The sequence below is a fragment of the Polynucleobacter sp. VK25 genome (assembly GCF_018687355.1).
Classification (GTDB): domain Bacteria; phylum Pseudomonadota; class Gammaproteobacteria; order Burkholderiales; family Burkholderiaceae; genus Polynucleobacter.
Genome location: NZ_CP061288.1, coordinates 1,122,507 through 1,147,657, shown reverse-complemented (window position 1 = coordinate 1,147,657; position 25,151 = coordinate 1,122,507). Strand labels below are relative to the sequence as shown.

The window sequence follows — 25,151 nt, the reverse complement described above, 5'->3', positions numbered from 1 at the left end:
AACTTTGATTATTTCTTGGTAAAGGTATAGCTACCATCCCAGTTGGCTCCAGGCTGGTCTTGGCGTAAGTGGGCGATTCTCTCTAGATAGAGCGGATAGAGCACTTCACCAGTATCAGGGAATTGATTCAATAGATGAATAAATTGTTGCTCTGCGCTATCCCATTCTTGCTTGCGGTAGGCCGCTAAAGCAGGCTTGAAAAGAGCTAGCGCCTCTAAGGTGCGATCATTGACTGCTCCCTCAAATCCAAGGGGTTCATAAATGGTAACCGCTACATCCTTACCCTTAACCCTCACTCTATCGACCTCCCTCGCAATGAGGTCAGGCAATTGTCTGTAAGTCTCTTCGCCAATGATGATGGCTGCGCCATATTCCTTGGTTATACCTTCGAGGCGTGAGGCAAGATTCACCGCATCACCCATGACGGTATAGGCAAGTCGAATCTCTGATCCCATGTTGCCGACGCTGACTCGACCAGAATTTAATCCAATACCGACCTTAATTGGAGGCCAACCCTTGTTAATAAATTCCTCATTGAGGAGTTCCATTGCTTTAAGCATCTCGAAGGCAGAGATGATGCCATGTCGCGCATGATCGGCATCGGTAATTGGGGCACCCCAAAATGCCATGATGCAATCACCCATGTACTTATCAATGGTCCCTCGATTCTTATAAATGACTTTGGTGAATGGGGTAAGGAAGGCATTGATGAATTCAGAAAGTGTTTTAGCATCTAGGCTTTCTGAAATTGTGGTGAAGCCACGCACATCACTAAATAGAATAGTGAGCTCCTTACTTTCTCCTTCCATGCTAAAGCTACTGGGATCTTGTGCCATTTCATCCACCAGCTCAGGTGGCACGTATTGCCCAAAAAGTCCCGTAATTAAACGCTTGCCTCTAGATTCAACGAAATAGCCGTAAGCAATATTCATTAAGTAAACGAAGAGTAGTGAACCAAGCAGGGCGGCAAGCGGCAGGACATAGCCACCTTTGAAGCTAAACCAATTTAAGGTTATCGAAAATCCAATCACTGCAATAGAGATGACTGTACCAATTAGGGGGCTGACAAAAGGCAAAACAAATGCCAATATCAATCCCAATGCAATAATAATTAATAAGTTCGCCGCTTTAGTCCACAACGGCGCTTGCTTAATCGTGCCATCCAAGATTCCGGTGATGAGGTTGGCATGAATTTCAACTCCAGGGTAAGCATTTCCGACAGGGGTGGCCCTTAAATCTAGAAGGCCTGGTGCGGTGGTGCCAATCAATACAATCTTGCCCTCTAGTTTTTCTTTGGGAATTGATTTATTCAAAACATCAGATGCAGAAATATATTCAAAGCTTTTGTAAGGGCCACGATAGGGGATGTAGCTAGCAATTTCTTGATCCACTGGAAGGAGGGCGCCACCAACATCTAGAAACTCTAGGGCTCCTAAAGTGGTTGGGCTGACACCATCAGCTACCACTTCTTTAAGAGGCAGGCCTCCCAGGAGTGTACGGGCTGTAGAAAGGCCTAAAGATTCATAATAGTTATCGCCATGCTGAACTAGCATCGGCATGCGCCGAATAATGCCGTCTGGATCTACTAAGGGGTTGATGTGGCCCCCATCGGCAGCATTGGATTGCAGTAAAGCTAAGTTGGCGGTATAGCCATCTCTCTTGAGTGCGCTAACCAAAGTTATAGGAATTTGGTTAGTTGAAAAGGCGGGAGGGGGTAATTCTCCTTTTTTAGCGGCATCACCTGGGTTGAGAAAGCTAAATCCCAGAACAACAGGGCGATCTTTGATGGCGTTTGCAAAGAGGGTGTCGTAATCTAGTTGCGATTTAATACTGGAGTATTGTTTTTGAAAAGCAGCATTGTCTTTGAGTTGATTGCTTGCTAGTGAATTAATCGCGCGAATTCCTGAGGACTCATCGCGCTCAGAAAAGATGACATCAAACCCTGTGAGAGAGACCTCATAGTCATTAAATAAGCGATCTAACAATAATGCTAATCGGTCTCTAGGCCACGGCCATCGGCCTTCCCCACCTTTTTCACGCTCTTGTAGACTCTTCTCATCAATATCAACAATGACTACTCTAGGATCAATATCATGCACCGCGGACAAGCGGACTTTAGTGTCATACAGGACTCCATCCATTCTTTCAACAAAGGGGATAGAGATCCAGCCACCTGCTTGAAGACTAAAAATAGCAATGAGAATGGCCCCAATTACGATCCTTGGAAGGCGCTTTTTGAGGGAGCTGATGATCGAATGAAATCGAGAATTCATACTCCACAATTTAACCGATTATCAAGATTTTGGATTTAAATTTGTAAGGAGGATTTACTTCGACAGGATGCTATAGTGAACCAAAGTCCGAGTATCCAATAATGTTACTTTTGAAATGAATTGGTAAGAATTCGCATGGCAAATACTACCCTTAAAAAAACAATCAAAAAAACAGTTGCCGCTAAAAAAGCGCCAGCTCTAAAAGATGCGCAAAAAAAAGTCTCCCCAAAAAAAGTTACACCTAAAGGTATTACTAAGGTTGTAGTTAAAAAAGTTAAAGCTCAAGCAGGAAAAGATGGGGCTATTCTGTTAAAAGCCACGGGCATGCACGCAAAAGGGAAGTTAAAGGAGGCTTGGGCACTTTATCAATCTGTATTAAAGGCCGACCCTAGTAATTTTGCTGCAGTTCATAGTATGGGATTAATTGCAGTACAAATGAAAAGTCATCAAATGGCGATTGATCTATTCAATATAGCCATTGAAATTGATCCAGCCAGTGCTAAAGCGTATAACAATTTGGCTAGTGCTTATTTTGCCCAACAAGACTTGCCCTCTGCCCTTAAGGCATATAACAAGGCCATAGCTCTGGATGAAAAATATGGGGATGCCATTACAAATCGGGGGATATTACTTTGCAGAGATGGGCAATACGAAAAGGCATCCGATGATTTTGCAGCAGCTATTAAGCTTGAGCCCAAGAATGGGCAACTGCATATTTATCTTGCAAATACCGCAATTGCACTCAAAGAATTAAAGAGTGCATTGAAAAGCTATCAAAAGGCGCTCAAGCTGAACCCCGATAATCCAGTATTACTTAACAATATCGGAGTATTACTTTGCTCTACAAAGGCACATAAAAAAGCCATTGAGTGTTTCACCAAGGCCATTGATCTGCAGCCCAAATATGCAGAGGCTTTTAATAATAGAGGTGCCGCACATTTAGAGCTTGGTCAGTACCAAGAGGCTGTTGAGGACTATGAACGCGCTTTAGCTGTAGCTCCTAATTATGCTGATGCGATACAGGGCAGAGCTCAAGCAAACTTACGCATGCCTAACATTTGATACTGTAAGAATTAGTAGTACAAAAGTACTGATTATTATCCTCGTAAAGTACTAATTCAAGGTCATCAAAAGTTACTGTATTACTACTACCTTAAAAGGTAGTGCCCTCCCATTTGATCTACATCAAAGAAATCTATTCTTTGTGTCATGGTCAAAGTAAATCCAGCTAGAAAAAGCATCGCAAAAGATCGATCACCTCGTGTGAAGGCTGAATTTCCAGTCTATGCACCAGATGGAGCACAAGGACTAACTAAAGATATCAGTGCTACGGGGATATTCCTGGAGCTAGATTCCAAGCAAAAACCAGGATCCATTATTTCCTTCTGGGTTGAACTAGATACCCCGGGAGCCAAGATGAAATTAATTTGCGAAGCAAAAGTGGTGCGCGTAGAGCAAGAAGACGGCAAGACAAAACTTGGAACCAAAATCATTAGTCAAGAATTACAAGCATTAACCCCATAACAGTTTAGATATTTAACTAATAAATATTAACAAAAGAGAAAACTCAGGAGATTTAAAAAATGCTGGATAACTTAATCGTTAACACCATTACATCAAGTGCTAGTGTAAAAGAAGGTGAGTCACTTTCCTTTACGATCAATACGTCTAAAGCGTCGGCAAACACTTGGGTTAGATTTCAGTTAACTGGAACCGAGACTGATGCCAATGTGATTCTTAATAGTAATGTTCGCCTGGTCGATGCACTGACTAATACCTATGAGGTGTTGGTTAAAAAAGATGAAAAATCTGCTCAAATTACTATAAAAGACAAAAATGATAACGTCTTTGATGGGAATAAAACTCTTGGCATTAATGTGCTCGATAACTTTGCCAATTCATATGGTATCAATGGCGGGTTAACAACAAAATCTGCATTAACGAATATCTTAGATAACGACGATATTCCTAAAGTTACTCTCAAAACAACCGGTGAATTAGTAAGCGAAGGTGGTGTCGGTCATCTTAAGATTGATCTTGATCATATTTCTTCTGATGTAACTACGGTAACCCTGCAATTAGGCGGAAATGCTTTGGCTCTAGCTAAGGCCGGAGGATTAAGCGTTGGAGGTCAGCCGCTAACAATTGACTCAAATGGCAAAGTAGTAGTGACCATACCCGCATTGAGCGCTTCTGTAGATGTAAGCGTAAAGTTTGATGATGATAGTTTATTTAGTGGTGATAAATCACTTTCAGCAAAAATTCTTTCTGCTAACACCAATAATACAAACCTGAATGTTTCTAATAGTGGTGATGATGGTGCTGCAAGCATCAAAGTTAAAGATGTACCACCAACAGTTAAGATCGAAGTAACTGATACTTATGCTACGGTTGTTGAAAAAGGTGATATCCATTACAAAATTTCCCTAAGCACTCCTTCAAACTCAGATACTGTTATTAAGTTTGCGCTAAACGGTACGGCCACCAAGGGAGTTGACTATTCTGTAGACGGATCTATCAAGTCAGTATCTGATGATGGAAAAACTTATTACACCATTACTATTCCTAAAGGTGAGCCAGACGCAACATTTACTGTTCATGCTAACGAAGACTTTGTTAAAGAGGGTGGCGAAACAGTTATTGCAACTATTACTTCTGCAAAAACAAATGGCGTTCAACTAATTTCCTCCGGTGAAAATCATGAAGGGCATGATGAGCATGATGAGCATGATGATCATGATGAACATTCCTCAATTACTTCAGCGCCTTCCGCCATCGCTACTATTGCCGACTTTAATCACGCCGCTACTTTTGACACTGGAACTTATAAAGACCAGGGCTCGGTTACAGAGGACTCCCCAGAATTAATATTAAGCACAAATGGTAAGTTGACGGTAGCTGATCTAGATGTCGGTGAGTCAATTATTGTAAAGAATTCTGCTGCGCCAAAAGACGGTACATTAGGCAGTCTCACTATTGATGAAAATGGTAATTGGAGCTACTCAGTCGACAACGATAAAGTTCAGTATCTTGGTGCAGATGAGCATAAAGATGAGGTATTTACAGTTAAATCGGTTGATGGCACACCGCAAACAATCTCGATCACTATTAACGGCAGCAATGATGCTGCTGTCATCAGCGGCACAAGTACTGGCAATGTAACTGAATTAGGTGGCATTGCTAATGCTACTCAACCTGCCACTACTTCTAGCTCTGCTAGCGGTACTTTGGCTATTGCCGATGTGGATAGCGACGAATCATTTACGGCTGTTGCTGTGCCTGAAGTTGGCCATAACGGCACTTACGGTAACTTCACACTGAGCACTGCTGGTGCATGGACTTATAGTCTTGATAACAGCAATAGCACTGTCCAGGCTTTAAATACTGACTCTGACGCCATCACTGACTCGATTACTGTGTACGCAGCAGATGGCACACCGCAAACAATCTCGATCACTATTAACGGCAGCAATGAGACGCCAACAGTTGTGTCTACATTAGCTGACCAGCATGCTTCCAACGGTACACCACTTTCTTACATAGTACCAGCTGGCACTTTCTCAGATATCGATACCGGAGATGTTCTGGCGTTATCTGCTAAATTATCTGACGGCTCTAATCTTCCTTCATGGTTAGAATTTGATCAAAATACTGGTGTATTTTCTGGCACACCCCCAGCCTCTGCTCCCAATACCTTAGACATTAAAGTCACTGCAACAGATACTCATTCTGCGTCTACATTTACAAATCTACATTTCACAATTGAAAATGATGGAATTCTTGTTGCTGTTGAAAATGCTGTCCCTGTTGCGCCTAACGGTGTAACTGGTGACGGAAATGGAGATGGTATTGTTGATAGCTTGCAAAGTACAGTTGCATCCTTGCCAACCACAACTGACCCAAGTCCTCAAACCTGGGTAACAATTGAAGCTGGTGGTAACTTGAGTAATGTTTCTGTATCTCCAGCACCTGCAAATCTGCCAGCAGGCGTATCTCTACCATTTGGTGAAGTTAACTTCAGCGTTAACGTACCTACAGGGGTATTAAGTGTTGATAACTCAGTTTATTTAAGCGGTACATGGACGGAAGCCAATGGTGTTTGGACAGACTCAGTTTCTGGTAGCCAAATTAACGGCTATTGGAAACAAGGAGAAGGCTCTAGTTGGAATAATGTTGCAACCAATATGAGTGTATCGAACGGTAAGTTAAAGATTGACTTTACTTTAACTGATGGTGATCGGAAATCTGACCAAGATGCTACAGTCAACGGAACCATTGTCGATCCAGGCGGTCCCGGCCTTGTAATTGTCAATAGGCCCGTAGCTTTTGCATCTCCAGAAGATTCAAATAGCACAGCTAATTCAGTTGCTGAGAATAGTGCTCTTGGTACTTCAGTCAACATTACTGCAAATGCCGTTGATCCAGATGCTGCCAGCACAGTGACATATTCATTGGTAAATAGCGATGGATCTGCATACACAGCTAATCTATTTCAAATTAATTCAAGCACAGGCATAGTTAGCACTGGTTCAGTAGCTTTGAATTATGAGGCTGCTACTAGCCAAACTATTTATGTTAGAGCGACATCATCAGATGCTTCAACCGCGATACAGGATTACACTGTTGCGGTTACAAACGTGAATGAGCCCGTAGCTTTCGTAACTCCAGTAGACTCAAACATCACAGTAAATTCTGTTGCTGAGAATAGTGCTCAAGGCACTACAGTCAACATTACTGCAAATGCCGTTGATCCAGATGCTGCCAGCACAGTGACATATTCATTGGTAAATAGCGATGGATCTGCATACACAGCTAATCTATTTCAAATTAATTCAAGCACAGGCATAGTTAGCACTGGTTCAGTAGCTTTGAATTATGAGGCTGCTACTAGCCAAACTATTTATGTTAGAGCGACATCATCAGATGCTTCAACCGCGATACAGGATTACACTGTTGCGGTGACCAATGTCGATGAAGCCGGTGCCCTTAAATATGGATCGGGTATCACTATTAAGACGAATAGTGGTAGCAATTCAACGTCTATTAATAAATCGTTGCTAGAGAGTTTCTTGAGAGATCCTGAGGGAGGTAGCATCAGTTTTCGTGAGATTGTTAGTTATGATTCTTCAGATGAATTCAGGGCAAGTTACAGTAGGGAGAGCGGGAATGTTACTTTCCAAGGAAGTGGTACTCATAATGTAGTTATTAAGTTTTTAGATGCGCAAGGTAATTCATCAAATATAACGATCAGTTATACAGGGGGAGAAAGCAATACTTCGTCATTGCAGTCCAGTGGCTCAACTGATGGCGTAATTATTAAAGAAACCGCTGTAACTTCTAGTGCAATATTAAAAGGTGGCTTAGGCGATGATGTTCTTGTTGCCTTTTCAGCGAGTGAGCAACTATGGGGTGGCTTAGGTAATGACACATTAACCGGTAGCGGTGCGGCTGATAAGTTCGTATTTAACACTACACCTAATTCACTCACTAACGTCGACACTATCACTGATTTTTTATCTGGTACAGATAAGTTGTGGTTCAGCAAGACAACTTTTTCTGGTTTAGGTGAGACTGGGACGGGAGGTGGTACTGCCATCAATGCGAACGAGTTCCTAAATACATCCAATGGAGCTGAGACCGCAACAACTCGTTTCATTTACGATGCAAATTCAGGCGCACTTTCGTATGATGCGGATGGAAATGGTGCTGGTGCTAGTATTCAGGTGGCAATCATTGGTACTTCTTCGCATCCAACTGTTGTTGCAACTGATATACAGGTTATTCTTTAAATATTCTGTTCGGTGGTTAGCTAACTCTAGAGTTAGCTAACCCTATTTCTTTGCAGTTCGCGTCTCCAATAACAAAAGCTTCACATATATAGATGCAAAAATTCCTTAAACCCCCTCCAGCAGATAATGAGATTCTCGTGGCCTTATATGGCTACAAGAAAATCTTCCGTTCGGTGGGGTTTTTTACTGCTTGCATGAACTTACTTTTGTTGGTTCCCTCCATCTATATGTTGGAGGTGTATGACAGGGTATTAACAAGTCGTAACGAGTTCACGCTCTTAATGTTGTCCCTGATCATCTTATTGCTGTATGTGATTTATGCAGCTCTGGATGCTATTCGTAGTCACACCGTGATTGAAGTTGGCAAGAAAATCGATGCTGAACTTAATCATCGTACCTATACCGCTGCCTTTGAGCAAAACCTTAAGGTCAAGGGTGGTAATGCGGGGCAGGCCTTAAACGATTTAACCACCATTCGTCAGTTTGTAACCGGTCCATCTCTGTATGCTTTCTTTGACGCGCCATGGTTCCCGTTCTATTTAATAGTGATCTTTCTATTTAATGGCTGGTTGGGATTATTTTCCTCAGTCTGCGTACTCATTTTGATTGTCCTGGCCTTCGTCAACGAATCTGCCACCCATCAGCCCTTATCAGAAGCGAGTACTTTATCGGTCCAGTCTTCTAATATCGCCAGCAATAACCTACGCCAAGCAGAAGTCTTGGAATCGATGGGTATGTTGCCAGCACTGCGTGATCGCTGGTTTGATTTGCATAGCAAGTTCTTGCATATGCAAGCCTTGGCTAGTCAACGCGCTGCCACGATGGGGGCAATGACCAAGTTCTTCCGTACCTTAATGCAATCTTTGGCATTAGGCTTTGCAGCCTTTCTGGTTCTGGAAAATAAACTCTCACCTGGCATGATGATTGCTGCGACTATTCTCCTAGGCAAAGCTACAGCCCCTGTAGAAATGGTGATTGGCTCTTGGAAGCAATGGCGTGGGGTAGTGAGTTCTTACGATCGCCTCAAAAAACTCCTTGCAGATAATCCACCCCGTGTCGTTGGTATGAGTTTGCCAAGGCCTAAAGGTTACTTAAGCATGGAAGGGGTGTATGCCGCACCCCCAGGAGTAAGCAAGCCTGTACTCAAGAACATCAACTTTGCGATTGAGCCAGGTGATGTGCTGGGTGTCATTGGGCCCAGCGCTTCTGGTAAGTCCACCTTGGCCAGAGTAGCCGTAGGTATCTGGCCATCTACCCCTAATGCCGCTCGTATAGATGGAGCTGACGTCTATCGCTGGAATAAAGACGAGCTAGGACCAGCTTTGGGTTATGTTCCCCAGGATATTGAAGTTTTCCCAGGCACTGTTAGTGAAAACATTGCCCGCTTTAGCGAATACCAGCCAGAAGATGTGATCGCAGCTGCCCAATCCGCTGGTGTACACGACATGATTTTGCATTTCCCGGAAGGGTATGACACCCGTATTGGTGATGGTGGCATGGGTTTATCTGGTGGCCAGAAACAACGTCTCGCATTAGCCCGCGCACTCTATGGCAAACCCAATCTCGTCGTTTTAGATGAGCCAAACTCAAACTTGGATGAAGTTGGCGAGGCTGCTTTAGTGAGAGCCATTCAAGAACTACAAGCCCGTAAGGCCTCAGTCATTGTCATTACCCATCGCATACCGATTCTGCAAGTAACAAATAAGTTGTTGCTCTTACAGGATGGTAATGCCCGGATGTTTGGTCCTACCGGCGATGTTATGAAAGCATTACAAGGACAAGCGGCCCCTCAAATGGTAAACACAGGTGAGTCTACTAAAGCAGCGGTAGCCAAACAGGTCGATGGTGATCCAGCGGAGGCGGCATGATGAACGAGCCTGTGCAAAAAGATAACGCTGAGCAAGCTGTTCCTGCTGATGTAGGTGGTGCTGCAAACAATGCATCTAAAGCTGAAGACTTCAAGGCAAGCACTGCATTGGTAGTTGGTAATGCTGCCAATATCACCAAACAAGCGGTATCGACTGCCATGACCAAGCTATCGGAAGGCTATGTGGAGTGGCATGATCTGCGAACTGGTAAGAAAGATGAAAAGTATTTCTCCTGGTTAGGTTGGCAGATTCTGATTTGGGGATTTGGTGGGGCTTTGTTGTGGGCATTTTTAGCGCCGATAGAGAAGGGTGTTTCTGCATCGGGATATGTCATCACTGACAGCAACCGTAAAGCTATACAACCTGCATTTGCCGGAGTAGTCGATGACATCTTTGTAAAAGAAGGTCAGCAGGTCAAAGCCGGTGAAGTACTGGTAAAGCTCAACCCCATCAGCGCTAAAGCACAAGCCAATGCCACCAAAGAATCCATCGATGGTTTAGATGCGCAAGTCAAAGGCTTGTCACAAGCAATTGCCCAGAAGAAACAACAATCTGCCTTATTGGAGAGACAGTTAGTCGGTTTGCGTGAGCTGGCTGCTGAAGGCTATATGGCCAAGAACAAGGTGCTTGAGTTAGAGCGCCAGCAATTGCAACTTAAGGCATCGATCTTAGAAGACGAAGGCAATCTCATTCGCACTAAGAAGCAAATGAGCGAGCAACAAGAAAAGCTCAATCCGTATGAGTATGACTTAGCAAATACCGAATTAAAGTCCCCTGTAAACGGCCAGGTCGTCAATATCACCATCTTTACTAAGGGTGGAGTAGTCAGCCCAGGTCAAAAACTCATGGAAGTTGTGCCAAGTAATGAAGCCATGATTGTCGAAGGGCAGCTGCCCGTGCATTTAGTGGATAAGGTGCACGTGGATCTGCCTGTAGAAATGATGTTTACCGCCTTTAACACCAATCGCACCCCACATATTCCTGGGGTATTGATCTCGGTAGGTGCTGATCGTATTGTCGATGAAAAAACTGGCAACCCCTATTACAAGATTCAGGCGATTACCACACCAGAAGGTGCAAAATTATTAAAAGACTTGAAGGTCCGCCCTGGCATGCCAGTCGAACTCTTTGTGAGGACTGGTGAGCAATCCATGATGACTTACTTAATGAAGCCAGTCTTTGACAGGGCCCATTCAGCAATGCGTGAGGATTAATGATGGCTTTGGAAAACACTTCCCCATCATCTACATTCAGAAAGACGGTATTCAGTCTTGCTATGTCACTTGCTTTAGGCTCGGTTGTGACGCCTTCGTATGCATTAGACCTCATGCAGTCCTATGAATTGGCACTCAAGAATGACCCGATCTATCGATCTGCTAGTAAAGATTATGAAGCGGGCGTAGAAAACAATGGAATTGGCCGTTCAGCAGTCTTGCCTAAGGTTGCAGCACAATATAACCAAAGCACCAATAGGGCAACTCAATGGGGTTCGCAATATACCGGTGGGCCACAGACATCGACTAATTGGAGCTATCCAAGTAATTATTCGTATGTGCAATTAACTCAACCTATCTTTAGCTTAGAAGCCTTTGCCCGTTGGCGCCAGGGTGTTGCTCAGGCAGACTTTAGTCAGTCTAAATTTATCTTTAATACACAGGATTTGTTAATACGGGTACTGCAGGCATATACCGATCTGCTGTTCTCCCAAGATCAGTTGCAATTTCAGACGGCTGAGCGAGATGCATTTTATGAGCAATACAAAGCCGCCAAAAAGCTCAATCAGGGCGGAGAAGCATCCATTACTGACATGCTAGAAGCAGAAGCTGCCTATCAAGTAGCTGATGCCAAAGTGGTCGATGCAAAAGATGCTGTAGAAAATGCGCGTCGTAAATTCAACAGCATTATTGGCGAACCAGTAGAGGATATCTCTAAGGTAAACAAGCTCTCAGGCAATTTCCGTTACCTGAATTTACCTACTATGCGTTTTGAGGAGTGGAAAGAAAAAGCTTTGGCTAGTAATGCTGAGCTTAAAGCTGCTGAAAATAATATGGAAATTGCCAAGCAGGAGTACCGCAAAAACCATGCGGGCCACTATCCTGTAGTAAATCTGGTTGGGGCATTAACCACTCAACAATCGAATACTGTTACAAGCATCAACAACACAACCAATCAAAGTTATGTTGGTGTGCAAGTAAATCTGCCGCTATTTAGTGGTGGGGAGATCAATGCTCGTAGCTCACAAGCCTTAGCTAATTATGAAAAATCCCAGGCAGACTATGACGTCACCAAAGATAAGGTAGTTACAGAGCTACGTAAGCAATATGATTTGGTGGTTTCTGGTAAGCAAAAAGTACAGGCTTTATCTACCGCCCAAGAATCAGCAACTCAACTAGTTAAGTCAATGCGCAAAAGCGTTCTGGCAGGAGAGCGCATTAATGTAGATGTGCTACTAGCTGAGAAGGGCTTATTTAATACTCGTCGTGATTTAGCCCAGACAAAATACAACTACCTGGTTGCATACTTGAAATTAAATCAGCTTGGTGGAAGTCTAGAAGTAGATGACTTTGAAAAAGTCGCCATTTACTTTAAAAACTAAAAACGCTATTGAGGTGCTGAGTTTTCTTGGTTCTTAAAGACCGATTCACTGATGGTGGCAGCAATACCGATACGCCCAGGCTTTTCTTCAATGCGTACTACCGTTCCATGGCATTGAATTTGTATAGGGCCGCCTGGAGTATCTAGGTCGATTACAAAATCAATATTGGATCCTATGCTTTGGCTTTGATCAATCTCAAAGTAAACGCCGCTAGTGCTGATGTCTTTTACGACCCCCTTTGAAGGGCCAACTGAAATAGGGAAGGTGACAGGATGTCTATCGGCTCTCACCTTCTTCTTAACGCTAGTTCGAATAGGTTTAGATTTCATTAAACGAATGCGCGATTTATGTTGAAAAACACTTTTGTGATCATGGTTAAATCATAAGGATCTAATCGCTAAAAGTCTGTAGTAGATAGCAACTGAATTGCCTAGGGGCTTATACGAGTCGGTAAAGCTGGAGGGAATAAAATCCTCACGAAAAGGAGATAAAACCCTTCGTGGCGAAACAATTAAGCGTCAGTTGAGCGACGTTTTGGATGGGCGCTTGGGTTATCTGTTTTTTGAAACTTGCCACAGAAAACATAGAGCTCCATCCGATTGCGAACGCCCAGCTTATCGTAGATCGAGGCCAAATGGTTGCGTAGCGTATGTTCGCTAATGTGAAGGCTTTCAGAAATTTGTTTCAAGGTCTTTTCAGAGTGAAGCTGAATTGCTCGAGTTACTTTTTCTTCTTTAGAAGTAAGTGTTTTCAGTTTTTTCTGCTCAAGACTTAATTCTTTGGGTGAGTTTGCTTGAGCAATTTGCAACAAGATGCGGGAGGTGGCATTGCGGTTCAGCCAAAGCTCACCAATATAAATCTTTTCAATAGCCTTTAAGAGGATATCAACGGGCTCTGTTTTATTGATCACACCACGGGCACCTTTGACGACCGATTGATCTAAAACTGTTGGATTCTGAGTAGAGGTATAAACAATTACCTTGGCTTTTGTTTTATCTATCAGGGTGGATATTAGGTCAATGCCATCTTCGCCGCCTAATTCAGGATCCAATACGATGACATCAGGCTTAGAGCTGATAGCATGCTTTAAGGCATCTTCAGCATTAGTTGCTGTTGCGCATACTTGAAAGCGACCATCTTGTTTAATGAGTTGATCAATGCCCCAGAGTGCGATCTGCTGACGGTCAATGACCTGAACCTTAATCAGGTTAGTATTGGTATCAGTATTCATAAGCATGAGCGCAGTTTAACTGGTTTTTTATCAATTACTAGTACTTTTGACCCATATATATGCACCGATTAGATGCAATTAGTACTTATCTACTAATTCATATATAAACATCTCCTCTATTCTTTTAATTAGTATCTTTTTGTAATGATATTGATTCATCGGCATAATAAATTGCCTCATTTATATTGCAGTATTTATATTTTTTTATCATTTCTTTTGACTCGACTCTTGTTTAAAACGCCAATGAAGTGCGCCTCAATAATGCTATTGGGCTTAGCGCTGTTCTCTCCATCAGCATTTGCACTTGAAAAGGTTTCGCTCCAACTCAAGTGGTCTCATGCCTACCAGTTTGCTGGGTATTACGCAGCAAAGGAAATGGGTTATTACGAGTCTGCTGGCCTTGATGTAAATATCAAACCTTTACAAGCTGGTCAGGATGTTGTTGCCGAAGTAGTTTCTGGTCGGGCAAATTATGGAACGGGCACCAGTGGATTGCTCTTAGCAAGACAAGAGGGTGCGCCAGTAGTTGTATTGGCTACTATTTTCCAGCATTCACCCTACGTGATCATTGCTAAGAAACTAACTGACAACCAAAGCATTCATGATCTCAGTTCTAAGCCTATTTTATTAAGACGTTTGTCAGATGAACTACTCGTTTATCTTAAGCGCGAGAAGGTGGACCTCAAGAATTTAATTTCATCCGCCCCAGGAATGAACACGGTCGAAAAGCTCATGAATGGATCAGTGAGCGCTATCTCGGGATATATCAGCAATGAACCTTATCAGCTGTCTCAAGCCAAGTTTCCCTTCGATATTTACAGCCCGCGTTCCATTGGTATTGATATGTATGGGGATAATCTCTTTACCACTAGTAAAGAGATTGATAAAAATAGTCAACAAGCTGAGCGTTTTCGGACTGCTAGTCTGCAGGGCTGGGAGTATGTCATCAGTCACCCAGATGAGACAGCTGCCATTGTTCAAAAATTTGCCCCGGAGGAGACCAATAAAAAAATTGCATTTGAACGCGATAAGTTAAATCCACTTATTCGGGCAGATCTGGTGCCTGTGGGTTTCATGAACCAGGCGCGCTGGCAACATACGGCAGATATTTATATGGAGGCTGGTAGCTTAAGTCCTAATTTTTCCTTAGAGGGATTTATCTACGACTCTAGTCCACATAAAAAGCTCAATTGGCTATACAGCGCTTTAACAGTTTCTATCATTGTGGGCTTATGTATCTTCGCTGCCGCTTATTACGTCTGGAGGCTCAACCGACGTTTAGCGGCTTCACTTAGTCAAGTGCAACATTTGGCGAATCATGATTCTTTAACGGGCTTCCCTAATCGAGCGCTATTTGCTGATCGTCTGCAACGTGCCATCTTAAAAGCCCGTCGTGAAAAAATGCTCTTTGCATTACTCTACATCGACATCGATCACTTTAAGAGTATTAATGACCAGTTTGGACATTCTGCCGGTGATGAGGTCCTCAAAGCAGCCTGTAACCGGATGATGGCCTGCATTCGAGACTCTGATTCTTTGGGTCGCCTGGGTGGAGATGAGTTTGTTGTTCTCCTGGAGGATCTTCATGCTCCCGAAGATGCGCTAGAAATTGCGAAAAAGATTCAGTCAGCGATTGCGCTGGGCGTATCTATTGGCGGTGAGTTAATTGATACCACCATTAGCGTGGGTATCTCGGTTTACCCTAATGACGCCGATTCGGAAGAGGGCCTATTTAAACGGGCAGATACGGCCATGTATCGCTCTAAGATGAATGGTAGAAATTCCATTCATTTGTACGCCGAAACTCCCCAATAGGAAGTAAAAAACAATGGAATTATTCAACTTCGTTTTTTACATCTCTATGGCAGTAGTGACCTTGGTGATTTTTCTAGGAGCTATCAGCCACAAAGAGTTTCGTTCGCAATATCAAGAACACCGTTATTGGCCTACCGCACTTATCCTGATGGCCTTATCGTGTTTTGGCTTCATCATGGCGGGGCTTCAGCCTTTCTTCTTTTTGTCACTTGGTAATACCAGTCTTATTTTTTCATCCCTTGCCATCTTGTTGTTTATCAAATCGTGGGATCCTGCTAATAAAAGATTTCCCTATCGGAATTTTTGGATTGCCTTTGTTGTCTTATTAGTTGCTTATGAATTTTTAAGGATTTACGCCTCCTTTAATGCTAGGGTTTACTTTGTCACCTCTGTATTGGGGATCCTTTCGCTACTTGGTCTGGTAGAGCTTTTCTTGATTCCTAAAGGGGAACAAACAAGACAACATTTAGTTCTCAAGATAGCTTTTTGCATTCACCTCATTATTATCTCGGTGAGAATCTTAAGCATTACTGTTGGCATTAGTAATGGCACCTCAGTCTCAACTATTTATCAAGAAGGCGCGTTCACTGGCATGCTCCGTGCTTTGGGAGTGGCCTCGAATCTCCTCGTGTATTTGGGAATTAGTAATATTTTGTTAGAGCGAGCTTGGCGTAAGGAGGAGAAAAAATCTGCCAATAATGAATTGCGCATGCTCTCCAGCTTAAATGCACTTGCACATGCTCGTGATAATGAAACAGGTGCACACATTATTCGTACTAAAGCTTATGTCCGACGCTTAGCTACACGCATGAGATCCTTGGGTGTCTATGCAGATGAATTAACTGTGCACACTATAGAGAAGATGTGTCAAGCAGCACCCTTGCACGATATTGGTAAAGTTGGTATTCCTGATTCTATTTTGTATAAAAAGGGCGGCCTGACCAAGGAAGAGTGGGGCGTCATGAAAACTCACACCCTGATTGGCGAGACTGTCTTGAATTCCACCATGTCACAGTTTCCGGAAGAGGATGTGGGTGATGTAATGAGTGTAGCGATTCAGATTGCTGGCGGTCATCATGAGCAATGGGACGGTAGTGGCTACCCACGCGGTTTATCTGGTCAGGCTATTCCTTTATCTGCCCGGATTATGTCTTTGGCTGATATGTACGATGCCCTGATTAGTGAGCGTGTATATAAGAAAGAGTGGACTCATGATCAAGCGGTTACAGAGATTGTCTCTAAAAAAGGTACGCATTTTGATCCTGCAGTAGTTGAAGCCTTTGTGTTAGAGCAAGATCATTTCAAGGAAATTGCGCAAAAGCATAAAGATGATGTGACTGATCATGCACCTAGTTATCAAATGGTCGATACCGTAGAGCAAAAACTCAGAAACTCGGAAGAGCGATTTAGATTTCTCTTTAAGTATTCGCCTATTGGCATGGCGATGGTCGATCATGCGACAGGAGAGTTCGTTGAGGTCAATGATGCGCTACTGGAATATACCCAATACACCAAAGATGAGTTCCTCAAGCTCTCTTTCTGGGATATTACCCCCAAAGAATATGAGCATCAGGAACAAGAACAAATTGAGACATTAAATAAAACAGGTTCGTTTGGACCGAACTATAAAGAATACATTCGCAAAGATGGCACCCGTTTTCCCATCTCGATACGCGGTTTCATCTTGGCCGATGAAGATGGTCGTAAATTGGTTTGGGGAATTATCGAAGATATTTCTAAGCAAGTAGTCAAATGAGCTTACTCAAGTCACCGGCAATTCTTAAATACTTTGCGTGGGTCTTGGTAGCCTGCAATTTGTTACTGCTCTCCTGGCTAGATATTCACACTGGCTCAATATGGGGTTGGGCTGTTACGGATTTTACAGATTCACACCCATTTAATCTGATTGATGCAGTGGCAATCTTTCAGTTTGCGCTATTTGCGATTACCGCTGATGTAGTGATGCGCAGATCAGTTGCTCGCTATAACCACCATTCTAAAAAATCACAAATTCCTGCGATCTTAGTGCAGTGTTTCACTATTTTGATCTATGCCATGTTTGGCTTGGCAGGCTTCATCTTGCTATATGACCATTCGGTAAGCAATCTTGTGGCAGCATCAGGCGCCATTGGCTTGAGTATTGGTTATGTCTGTAGGGACATGATCTCTGATGTGGTGAACAGTATCGTGATTCAAACGGATGGGCTGATTGCCATCAACGATTGGATTGAAGTCTCCGATAACGGCAACACTCAATATTTCCAAGTCGTGCAGTTTGATCGCAGAATGGTCACCTTACGTAATCGTTTTGATTATTTGGTCAAAATCCCTAATACCCGTTTTATTGGCATGAGCTATGTCAATTTAAGTAAGCAGGGCGAGGATAGGGGCTCTAGAAGAACGCTAGAGATTAAGCTTGATGCGCTCAATCATTCTGAAAAGGTCATTGGAGTATTAAATCTGGCGCTGGAATCAGTCATTAATACCGATTCTGATTTTATCAACTGGCAGTATTGCGGTATTAAAGCACTTGAGTCTGGAAGCGTGACCTATTTGATGGCTTATGAGTGCAAGCCACATTTAAAGCCAATTGATTCCAATTCAAGAATTATGAAAGTAGCACTGCGTTTCCTGACGGCGGCAGGTATTAATACTGGCAGTTCTATGGAAGTGCAAACGTTGGATAAGTACGAATCTAAAACCTCCAATCGCTTTTATGAAATCTATGAGTTCAGTATTTTGAGGGTGATGAGCCATGATGAGGCAATGCAATTATCCAAGACTGCTACAGTCGTTAATTGTTTTAAAGGTGAACAATTGATTTGTCAGGGAGAGCAGGCTGATAGCATGTTCTTGGTTTCTGAAGGGTCGCTAGAGGTCAAAGTTTCCGGCAAAGATGGCAATGCTATTACAGTGGCAACCCTCTGGCCTGGTGACTGCGTGGGAGAAATGTCCCTCTTGACGGGTGCTCCTCGCTCTGCAGATGTCTTCGCAAAAGCAGATGCCGTGTTGGTTGAGATCAAAAAAGAAAATATTGCTCCTATCTTGGAATCCAATTTGCGATTGATTGATGAGATCTCAGAATTACTTGCCAAGCGGCAAGCGCATTCAGCTTCCTTAGCTAATAACTCTGGTATTGGTGATTTACGAGAGCAAAGCCATAATTTAGCCAAAAGAATCCTAGGTTTCTTCTTCAAAGGTTTGCACTAAGTAGCCCCCATCTCTGTTCTATAGTCTTTCATCTGGGTTCCCAGAACTCAAGGTATAGTTTGCTTGCCCATGAGTATTTCTACTGATCCCAATTCCTCTGATATTGAAATTACCCCTGATTACCAAGCGGTGATTGAAGCTATCGAACGCCACGATCCTTACATCTTTGTGAGCGGTAAAGCCGGTACTGGTAAAACGACCTTAATTGGTTATCTACGAGAAACCATTCCAGGCAATGTGGTGGTGGTAGCCCCTACAGGCGTTGCCGCGCTCCAAGTTAAAGGGGTAACTATTCACTCCTTCTTTAGGCTGCCGCCACGATTAATCTTTCCAGAAGAAGATATCAAGCCACTCCGTGATAAGCGCTTATATAAAGATATTCGCTTACTCATCATTGATGAGATCTCCATGGTGCGTGCAGATGTAGTCGATGCGATGGATTTGTTTCTCCGCGAGAACGGCCCTCAAAAAGGCAAACCTTTCGGCGGTATTCAGGTGATGTTTGTCGGAGATCTATTCCAATTACCGCCTGTAGTTTCAAGTGCCGATATGCAAGTGTTATCTGAGCGCGGTTACGAAGGGCCATATTTCTTCTGTGCCATGGCCTTGCATCGCAAAGATGTCACGATGGTAGAACTTTCTAAGATCTTCCGTCAAAAAGACGAGCGCTTTGCCGGTCTACTCAATCGCATTCGGATTAATCAGGATGTGGATGAGGCCATCGATACCTTGAATGCCCAGTGTTATCAAAAAGATGCTGAGGTGGATGAGCAAACCATCACGCTGACAACGACTAATGCGCGTGCCGATCAAATTAATGGGGCGGGCTTACGTGCCATTACGACCGAAGGTAAGGTTTACGCAGGTCAGTCGACAGGCAAGTTCAATATCGATGAGCGTAATTTACCGTCGCCCAACAGTTTGGTGCTTAAGGTTGGCGCCAAGGTCATGTTTACAGCAACAGATCCGGGATTTCCGAAGCGTTGGGTCAATGGCACGATCGGTGTAGTACGGGAGATGCTATCGGACAAGGTGAAAGTAATGATTCAGAACGGGCCTTACTCAAATACCGTAGAAGTCACAGGCCATCAATGGGAATCATATCGATATGACCACGACATGATGTCGGGGAAGATTTCCCCGAGCATCATTGGAACGTATGTACAGATTCCACTCATGCTAGCTTGGGCTGTAACCATTCATAAGAGCCAGGGCAAGACGCTTGATAAGGTAAAGGTAGATCTCTCTTCGGGGGCATTTGCCTCAGGCCAAGTTTATGTAGCTTTGAGTCGTTGTAAAACGATTGAGGGAATTACATTACAGCGACCGATTGAGCCCAGGGATGTCAGTTGTGATCAAGAGATCAAGCGCTTCTATATGAATTGCTTACCAAGCTCTAGATAGCTGATTAAAACCCAGCCGCCAATCCATCTCTACGATGATCGCTACCAGCGATAAATGCTGAATCAGTATCTTCAGTAAGCTTTGCAATTGCTTGCGCACTGCCAAAATCCAAACTGTTAGCAGGTTGCACGGCAACTTCGTGACCTAGAGTTTTCAATCCTTCTACAACACTAGATGGCATTGATGCTTCAACGGTGAGCTTGCCTACATCATCAATACGCCAGCGTGGCGCATCAGAGCAGGCTTGTGGATTGAGGTATTCATCTACAAAGCGCATCACAAACTGAATATGCCCTTGGGGTTGCATATTGCCACCCATGACACCAAATGCCATGGTCGGTTTACCGTCCTTAGTCAGGAAGGCCGGAAGAATCGTGTGGAAAGGGCGCTTTCCTGGGGCAACTTGATTGGGGTGGCCGTCCTCAAGTCTGAAACTCATACCGCGATTATGAAAAGCAATACCTCCTGGCGCTACTACGCCAGAACCAAACCCTTTAAAGTTTGACTGAATATAGGAGATCATCATACCGGATGCATCGGCGGCGCAAAGATAAACAGTGCCTCCTGAGTGTGGATCACCTGGGCCATAGCTACCAGCCTGGTTGTGATCAATGAGGGCAGCGCGACTAGCTAAGTAATCCTGATCCAATAGGGAGCTCACTGGCATTTGCATGGAGCGCGCATCAGAGACATAAGCATAGACATCGGCAAATGCCATCCGCATCGCTTCAATCTGCAGGTGGATACGTTGCGCTGAATTGGCTGGATATTGCTTCACATTAGCTGCTTGCAAAATACCTAAAGCAATTTGTGCGGCAATGCCTGAACCATTGGGTGGAATTTCATGGAGGGTATAGTCGCCATAATCAAAGGCGAGAGGCTCTACCCACTCCGGCTTGTTATCAGCAAAATCTTGCATGGTGAAGCAACCACCGGTAGCTTGGGCAAAGTCCACCATGCTCTGTGCAAGTGGACCCTTGTAAAAAGATTCACCTTCAGTGGCAGCAATTTCTCTCAAGGTCTTAGCTTGTGCAGGATATTTCCAGATCTGACCTGCTTGAGGTGATTTACCGTCAATCAAAAAAGATTCTGTAAAGCCCGGCTGATTTTTCAGAATCGGAATCGCTTCGCGCCATTGACGGGCGATAACAGGGGAGACTGGAAAGCCATTTTCTGCATAGTCGATTGCTCGTGTAAATAATTGAGCGAAGGGTAGCTTGCCAAACTTTCTGGAGAGCTCAATCCAGCCTGCAACCATGCCGGGGACGGTGACTGTATTCCAGCCAATGAGATCCATTTCGGCTTTACCAGCAAAATATTCCGGCTTCCAGGCTGCTGGCGCACGACCAGAAGCATTTAAGCCATGCATTTTCTTGCCATCCCAAAGAATTGCAAAACCATCTCCACCGATGCCATTCATCGTAGGCTCAACAACAGTGAGTGTGATTGCGGTTGCTAGCGCAGCATCAACAGCATTACCCCCATTCTGCAAGGCTTCAATACCAGCTTGTGTAGCAAGTGGTTGAGAGCTTGCAACAGTGTTTCTGGCTAGAACAGGCGCGCGACCGCCGCCAAAGGGTGGGGATATCAACATAGTATTTTTCTGCTTATTCAATGCGGCTAATGATTAGTATCAGTCAATCTTAATATTTGCTGACTTTACAGCCTTATCCCATTTACTGGCCTCACTTGCGGTGATTTCAGATAATCTCTCAGAGTTTGCAAACTGCGGATGAATGCCTTGGGCTGCCATGCGTGCTTTGAAATCTGGATTAGTCAAAATCTTCCGGATCTCTCTTTCTAATTTAGCAATAATCGCAGGAGATGTGGCCTTAGGCACGTAAACGGCATAAAAATTTTCAACATCAAACTGTTTCATGCCATCCTGCCCCAAGGTAGGAACGTTCGGCATTAAAGGAGAGCGTTCTGCAGCAGCTATGGCGATTGGACGTAGCTTGCCACTTTGGATATGGGGGAGCGATGCTGTCACGCTGTCAAACATCATCAGAGTGTTGCCTGCAATCAAATCAGGCAAGGCGAAGCTGCTTCCTTTGTATGGAATGTGAGTACCAGTTGCGCCGATACGTTGCATGAATAAAGTGGACTCTAAATGCGAGAGACTGCCATTACCTTGTGATGCGTAATTAAAGTCACCCTTTTTCGACTTAATGAAGGCAATAAGCTCTGGGAGATTTTTTGCTGGAACACTTGGATTCACAACGATTAGGTGTGGAATCGTTCCAATTAATGCAACTGGTGCAAAGTCTTTTTGCAAATCAGCCGGCGGATTTTTAAATAAGGCTAAAGAGATTGACTGGTTAGTCAATGCGCTAATGTGGATAGTGTAGCCATCAGGCGCCGCTTTAGCTGCGGCTTGCAAGCCAATCATGCCGCCAGCTCCAGGTTTGTTCTCAACAACAATGGATTGCCCTAAGGCCTCCGCTAAGGGGGCGGTTACGCTGCGTGCAAAGATATCGGTGGAACCGCCTGCTGGAAAAGAGACAATCGCAACAATTGGTTTTTTAGGCCAATCGGTGTCTGGGGCAGCAAAAGCCGAGCCAGCTAAAGATAGAAGGGCACAAAGGCATAAAAGAGGGGATTTCAGGATGGTCATTTCAGTGTCCGTAAGGTCAATGGGTAATATAGTATTGGATATTACAAATGCAGTTTATATAAAAAATACAAGAGAGACAGATGACAGCGCAGAACAAGACCGCCAGTGGTGTTGATATGTCAGCCTATTGGCTGCCGTTCACTCCTAACCGATATTTCCAGCATCACCCGAAGATCATGCAGTCTGCCAAAGGAGCTTACTACTTTGATGATCAGGGGCGTAAGCTGTTTGATGGCTTATCGGGGCTTTGGTGCTCCCCATTGGGGCATGCAGATCCACGTATTGGTGCAGCCATTCAGAAGCAGTTTGAAACCATGGACTATTGCCCTGCGTTTCAGATGGCTAGCGAAACTACTTTTAGCTTGGCGAGTCGAATTGCCAAAATGGCACCAGAGGGTCTAGATAAAGTCTTTTTTACAAACTCTGGCTCTGAGGCGGTTGATACTGCCTTGAAAATTGCAATCGGTTATCACCGCGTGATGGGTAATGCATCTCGTATCCGACTCATTGGGCGAGACCGCGCTTATCACGGCGTTGGCATTGCAGGTATCTCTGTGGGTGGTATGGTCGCCAATCGCAAAATGTTTGCCAGCATGATGATTCCCGGAGTAGATCATTTGCCACACACGTTAAACCTTTCGCAAATGGCGTTCTCAAGAGGGCAGCCAAAGTGGGGGGCTCACTTAGCGGAAGAGTTGGAAAAGATAGTTGCACTTCATGATGCCAATACGATTGCTGCGGTCATCATGGAGCCTGTACAAGGATCTACTGGAGTCATCGTGCCGCCAGATGGCTATTTACAAAAGATTCGCGAGATCTGTACTAAGCACGGCATTTTATTGATCTTTGATGAGGTCATCACTGGCTTTGGTCGCTTGGGCGCAAACTTTGGGGCTGATCGCTTTGGGGTGACTCCTGACATGATTACCTTTGCCAAAGGAATTACCAACGGCATCATTCCAATGGGCGGTGTGATCGTGCGAGGTGATATCTACGACAACATCATTGCCAACGGCGGTCAAGAGCAAGCGATTGAGTTTTTCCATGGCTATACCTATTCAGGTCATCCGATACCAGCAGCTGCAGGTCATGCTGTGTTGGACATCTTTGAGTCGGATGATTTAGTGAATCGAGCCAAGGCGCTTGAGCCTGTTCTGGAAAATGGTTTGCATGCCTTAAAGGGCAAGTCGGGGATTTTAGACATTCGTAATTTTGGGTTATCGGGCGCCGTTGAGCTTGACCCTGTTCCAGGGAAGCCAGGCCTTCGTTCAATGAAGGTACTCGAAGCTTGTATCGAAAGAGGTGCGCTTGTTCGTGTAGCAGGCGATGCAATCGCTGTGGGTCCGCCATTTATTTCGAAACCTGAAGAAGTTGAATTTTTATGCAGCGTGTTGGGTGATGCGATTGATGTCGCAATGAAAATAAATGCATAAGAAATTACTCGAACAAATATTGTTAAAAACGGAAGAGACATGACTACTCAAAGAATAAGATTTTCAGAAAGACTTGCTAAACCTGGATTAATCGTTGCTCCAGGCGTATACGAGATGGTGTCGTTGCGCCTTGCAGACCGTATGAATTTTGATGCGCTGTACATGACGGGCTATGGAACCGTTGCCTCCTTATTGGGCCTGCCAGATGCAGGTTTGGCAACTTATACCGAAATGGTCGGTCGAGTTACTGCGATGGCGGGAATGGCAAAGACCCCCTTAATTGCTGATGGCGACACTGGTTATGGCGGATTATTGAATGTGCGTCATACCATGCGGGGTTATGAGGATGCAGGTGCTGTAGCCATTCAGTTGGAGGATCAGGAGTTTCCAAAGAAATGCGGGCACACACCTGGACGAAGAGTCATTCCAATACAAGATATGGTGAAGAAAATTGAAGTAGCCGTAGCTTCACGTACCGATCCTCAGTTCAAAATTATTGCTAGAACTGATGCCAGAACTACATTGGGATTGGATGAGGCGCTTCGACGCGGCGAGGCGTATGCTCGTGCTGGTGCAGATATCTTATTTATTGAGTCCCCAGAGAGTCAAGATGAGATGAGACGTATTGGTCAAGCCTTTCCTGAGCATCCCTTGATTGCCAATATGGTTGAAAAAGGTAGAACACCTGTTTTATCAAAGCTAGAGCTAGAAGAGTTGGGTTATAAGATTGCAATCTTTCCAGTGACATCCTTGTTAGCCTCTGTTCAGGCAATGACAAAAGTGTATGAGCACTTCAAGGACACTGGTTCATCCATTAGCAATCCAGTGGACTTATATGATTTTGGTGATCTCTCTCAGTTGATGGGTTTTGAGGATGTATGGGAGTTTGAAAAACGTTTTGTCGAGACTAAATAAAGG

General features: G+C 44.1%; 17 protein-coding genes. 12 read left to right on the top strand and 5 right to left on the bottom strand.

What is annotated here, in order from left to right; all coding sequences use genetic code 11:
• Window positions 1–8: 8 nt before the first annotated feature.
• Window positions 9–2,273, bottom strand: a complete 2,265-nt coding sequence (locus tag AOC21_RS05900) for a CHASE2 domain-containing protein (protein ID WP_215391090.1) — start codon at window positions 2,271–2,273, stop codon at window positions 9–11.
• 135 nt (window positions 2,274–2,408) lie between these two features.
• On the opposite strand from AOC21_RS05900, the gene AOC21_RS05895 reads away from it, so the two are divergent.
• The 6 genes from AOC21_RS05895 to AOC21_RS05870 all read left to right on the top strand — a co-directional run bounded on the left by AOC21_RS05895 (window position 2,409) and on the right by AOC21_RS05870 (window position 12,526).
• Complete coding sequence (locus AOC21_RS05895) at window positions 2,409–3,335, top strand: tetratricopeptide repeat protein (protein ID WP_215391089.1); 927 nt, start codon at window positions 2,409–2,411, stop codon at window positions 3,333–3,335.
• Window positions 3,336–3,482: 147 nt separating this feature from the next.
• Window positions 3,483–3,797, top strand: a complete 315-nt coding sequence (locus AOC21_RS05890; protein WP_215391088.1) for a PilZ domain-containing protein — start codon at window positions 3,483–3,485, stop codon at window positions 3,795–3,797.
• Between the two features lie 353 nt (window positions 3,798–4,150).
• A complete protein-coding gene (locus AOC21_RS05885) occupies window positions 4,151–8,062 on the top strand; it encodes a VCBS domain-containing protein (protein WP_215391087.1) in 3,912 nt (1,303 codons plus the stop codon).
• Between the two features lie 92 nt (window positions 8,063–8,154).
• The gene (locus AOC21_RS05880) at window positions 8,155–9,930 is read left to right on the top strand and encodes a type I secretion system permease/ATPase (protein ID WP_215391086.1); all 1,776 of its coding nucleotides are present in this window, start codon (window positions 8,155–8,157) and stop codon (window positions 9,928–9,930) included.
• Complete coding sequence (locus AOC21_RS05875) at window positions 9,927–11,144, top strand: HlyD family efflux transporter periplasmic adaptor subunit (RefSeq protein ID WP_251371468.1); 1,218 nt, start codon at window positions 9,927–9,929, stop codon at window positions 11,142–11,144. Before AOC21_RS05880 ends, AOC21_RS05875 begins: the two co-directional genes overlap by 4 nt.
• Window positions 11,145–11,152: 8 nt before the next feature.
• A complete protein-coding gene (locus AOC21_RS05870) occupies window positions 11,153–12,526 on the top strand; it encodes a TolC family outer membrane protein (RefSeq protein WP_215391085.1) in 1,374 nt (457 codons plus the stop codon).
• A gap of 5 nt (window positions 12,527–12,531) precedes the next feature.
• On the opposite strand, the gene AOC21_RS05865 is transcribed toward AOC21_RS05870, so the two are convergent.
• Together AOC21_RS05865 and AOC21_RS05860 are read right to left on the bottom strand one after the other, a co-directional pair.
• Window positions 12,532–12,855: a PilZ domain-containing protein gene (locus tag AOC21_RS05865; RefSeq protein ID WP_215391084.1), complete on the bottom strand. Its 324-nt coding sequence runs from the start codon at window positions 12,853–12,855 to the stop codon at window positions 12,532–12,534.
• A gap of 182 nt (window positions 12,856–13,037) precedes the next feature.
• On the bottom strand, window positions 13,038–13,763 hold the full coding sequence (locus AOC21_RS05860) for a response regulator transcription factor (RefSeq protein ID WP_215391083.1): 726 nt from the start codon (window positions 13,761–13,763) through the stop codon (window positions 13,038–13,040).
• Between the two features lie 222 nt (window positions 13,764–13,985).
• Between AOC21_RS05860 and AOC21_RS05855 the strand changes: the two genes are divergently transcribed.
• The 4 genes from AOC21_RS05855 (at window position 13,986) to AOC21_RS10180 (ending at window position 20,186) form a co-directional block, all read left to right on the top strand.
• Window positions 13,986–15,572 (top strand): GGDEF domain-containing protein, encoded by a 1,587-nt coding sequence (locus tag AOC21_RS05855; protein WP_215391082.1) that lies wholly within the window; start codon window positions 13,986–13,988, stop codon window positions 15,570–15,572.
• A gap of 13 nt (window positions 15,573–15,585) precedes the next feature.
• A complete protein-coding gene (locus tag AOC21_RS05850; protein ID WP_215391081.1) occupies window positions 15,586–17,328 on the top strand; it encodes an HD domain-containing phosphohydrolase in 1,743 nt (580 codons plus the stop codon).
• The gene (locus AOC21_RS05845) at window positions 17,325–18,782 is read left to right on the top strand and encodes a mechanosensitive ion channel family protein (RefSeq protein WP_215391080.1); all 1,458 of its coding nucleotides are present in this window, start codon (window positions 17,325–17,327) and stop codon (window positions 18,780–18,782) included. The genes AOC21_RS05850 and AOC21_RS05845 overlap by 4 nt, the downstream gene beginning before the upstream one ends.
• A 69-nt stretch (window positions 18,783–18,851) precedes the next feature.
• On the top strand, window positions 18,852–20,186 hold the full coding sequence (locus AOC21_RS10180; RefSeq protein WP_215391079.1) for an ATP-dependent RecD-like DNA helicase: 1,335 nt from the start codon (window positions 18,852–18,854) through the stop codon (window positions 20,184–20,186).
• Window positions 20,187–20,190: 4 nt separating this feature from the next.
• Here AOC21_RS10180 and AOC21_RS05835 read toward each other — a convergent pair whose 3' ends face one another.
• A complete protein-coding gene (locus AOC21_RS05835; protein WP_215391078.1) occupies window positions 20,191–21,780 on the bottom strand; it encodes a gamma-glutamyltransferase family protein in 1,590 nt (529 codons plus the stop codon).
• A gap of 39 nt (window positions 21,781–21,819) precedes the next feature.
• On the bottom strand, window positions 21,820–22,800 hold the full coding sequence (locus tag AOC21_RS05830; protein ID WP_215391077.1) for a tripartite tricarboxylate transporter substrate binding protein: 981 nt from the start codon (window positions 22,798–22,800) through the stop codon (window positions 21,820–21,822).
• 80 nt (window positions 22,801–22,880) lie between these two features.
• Here AOC21_RS05830 and AOC21_RS05825 point away from each other — a divergent pair, with 80 nt between their 5' ends.
• Both AOC21_RS05825 and AOC21_RS05820 read left to right on the top strand, forming a co-directional pair.
• The gene (locus tag AOC21_RS05825; RefSeq protein WP_215391076.1) at window positions 22,881–24,233 is read left to right on the top strand and encodes an aspartate aminotransferase family protein; all 1,353 of its coding nucleotides are present in this window, start codon (window positions 22,881–22,883) and stop codon (window positions 24,231–24,233) included.
• 39 nt (window positions 24,234–24,272) lie between these two features.
• On the top strand, window positions 24,273–25,148 hold the full coding sequence (locus tag AOC21_RS05820; RefSeq protein ID WP_215391075.1) for an oxaloacetate decarboxylase: 876 nt from the start codon (window positions 24,273–24,275) through the stop codon (window positions 25,146–25,148).
• Window positions 25,149–25,151: the final 3 nt, after the last annotated feature.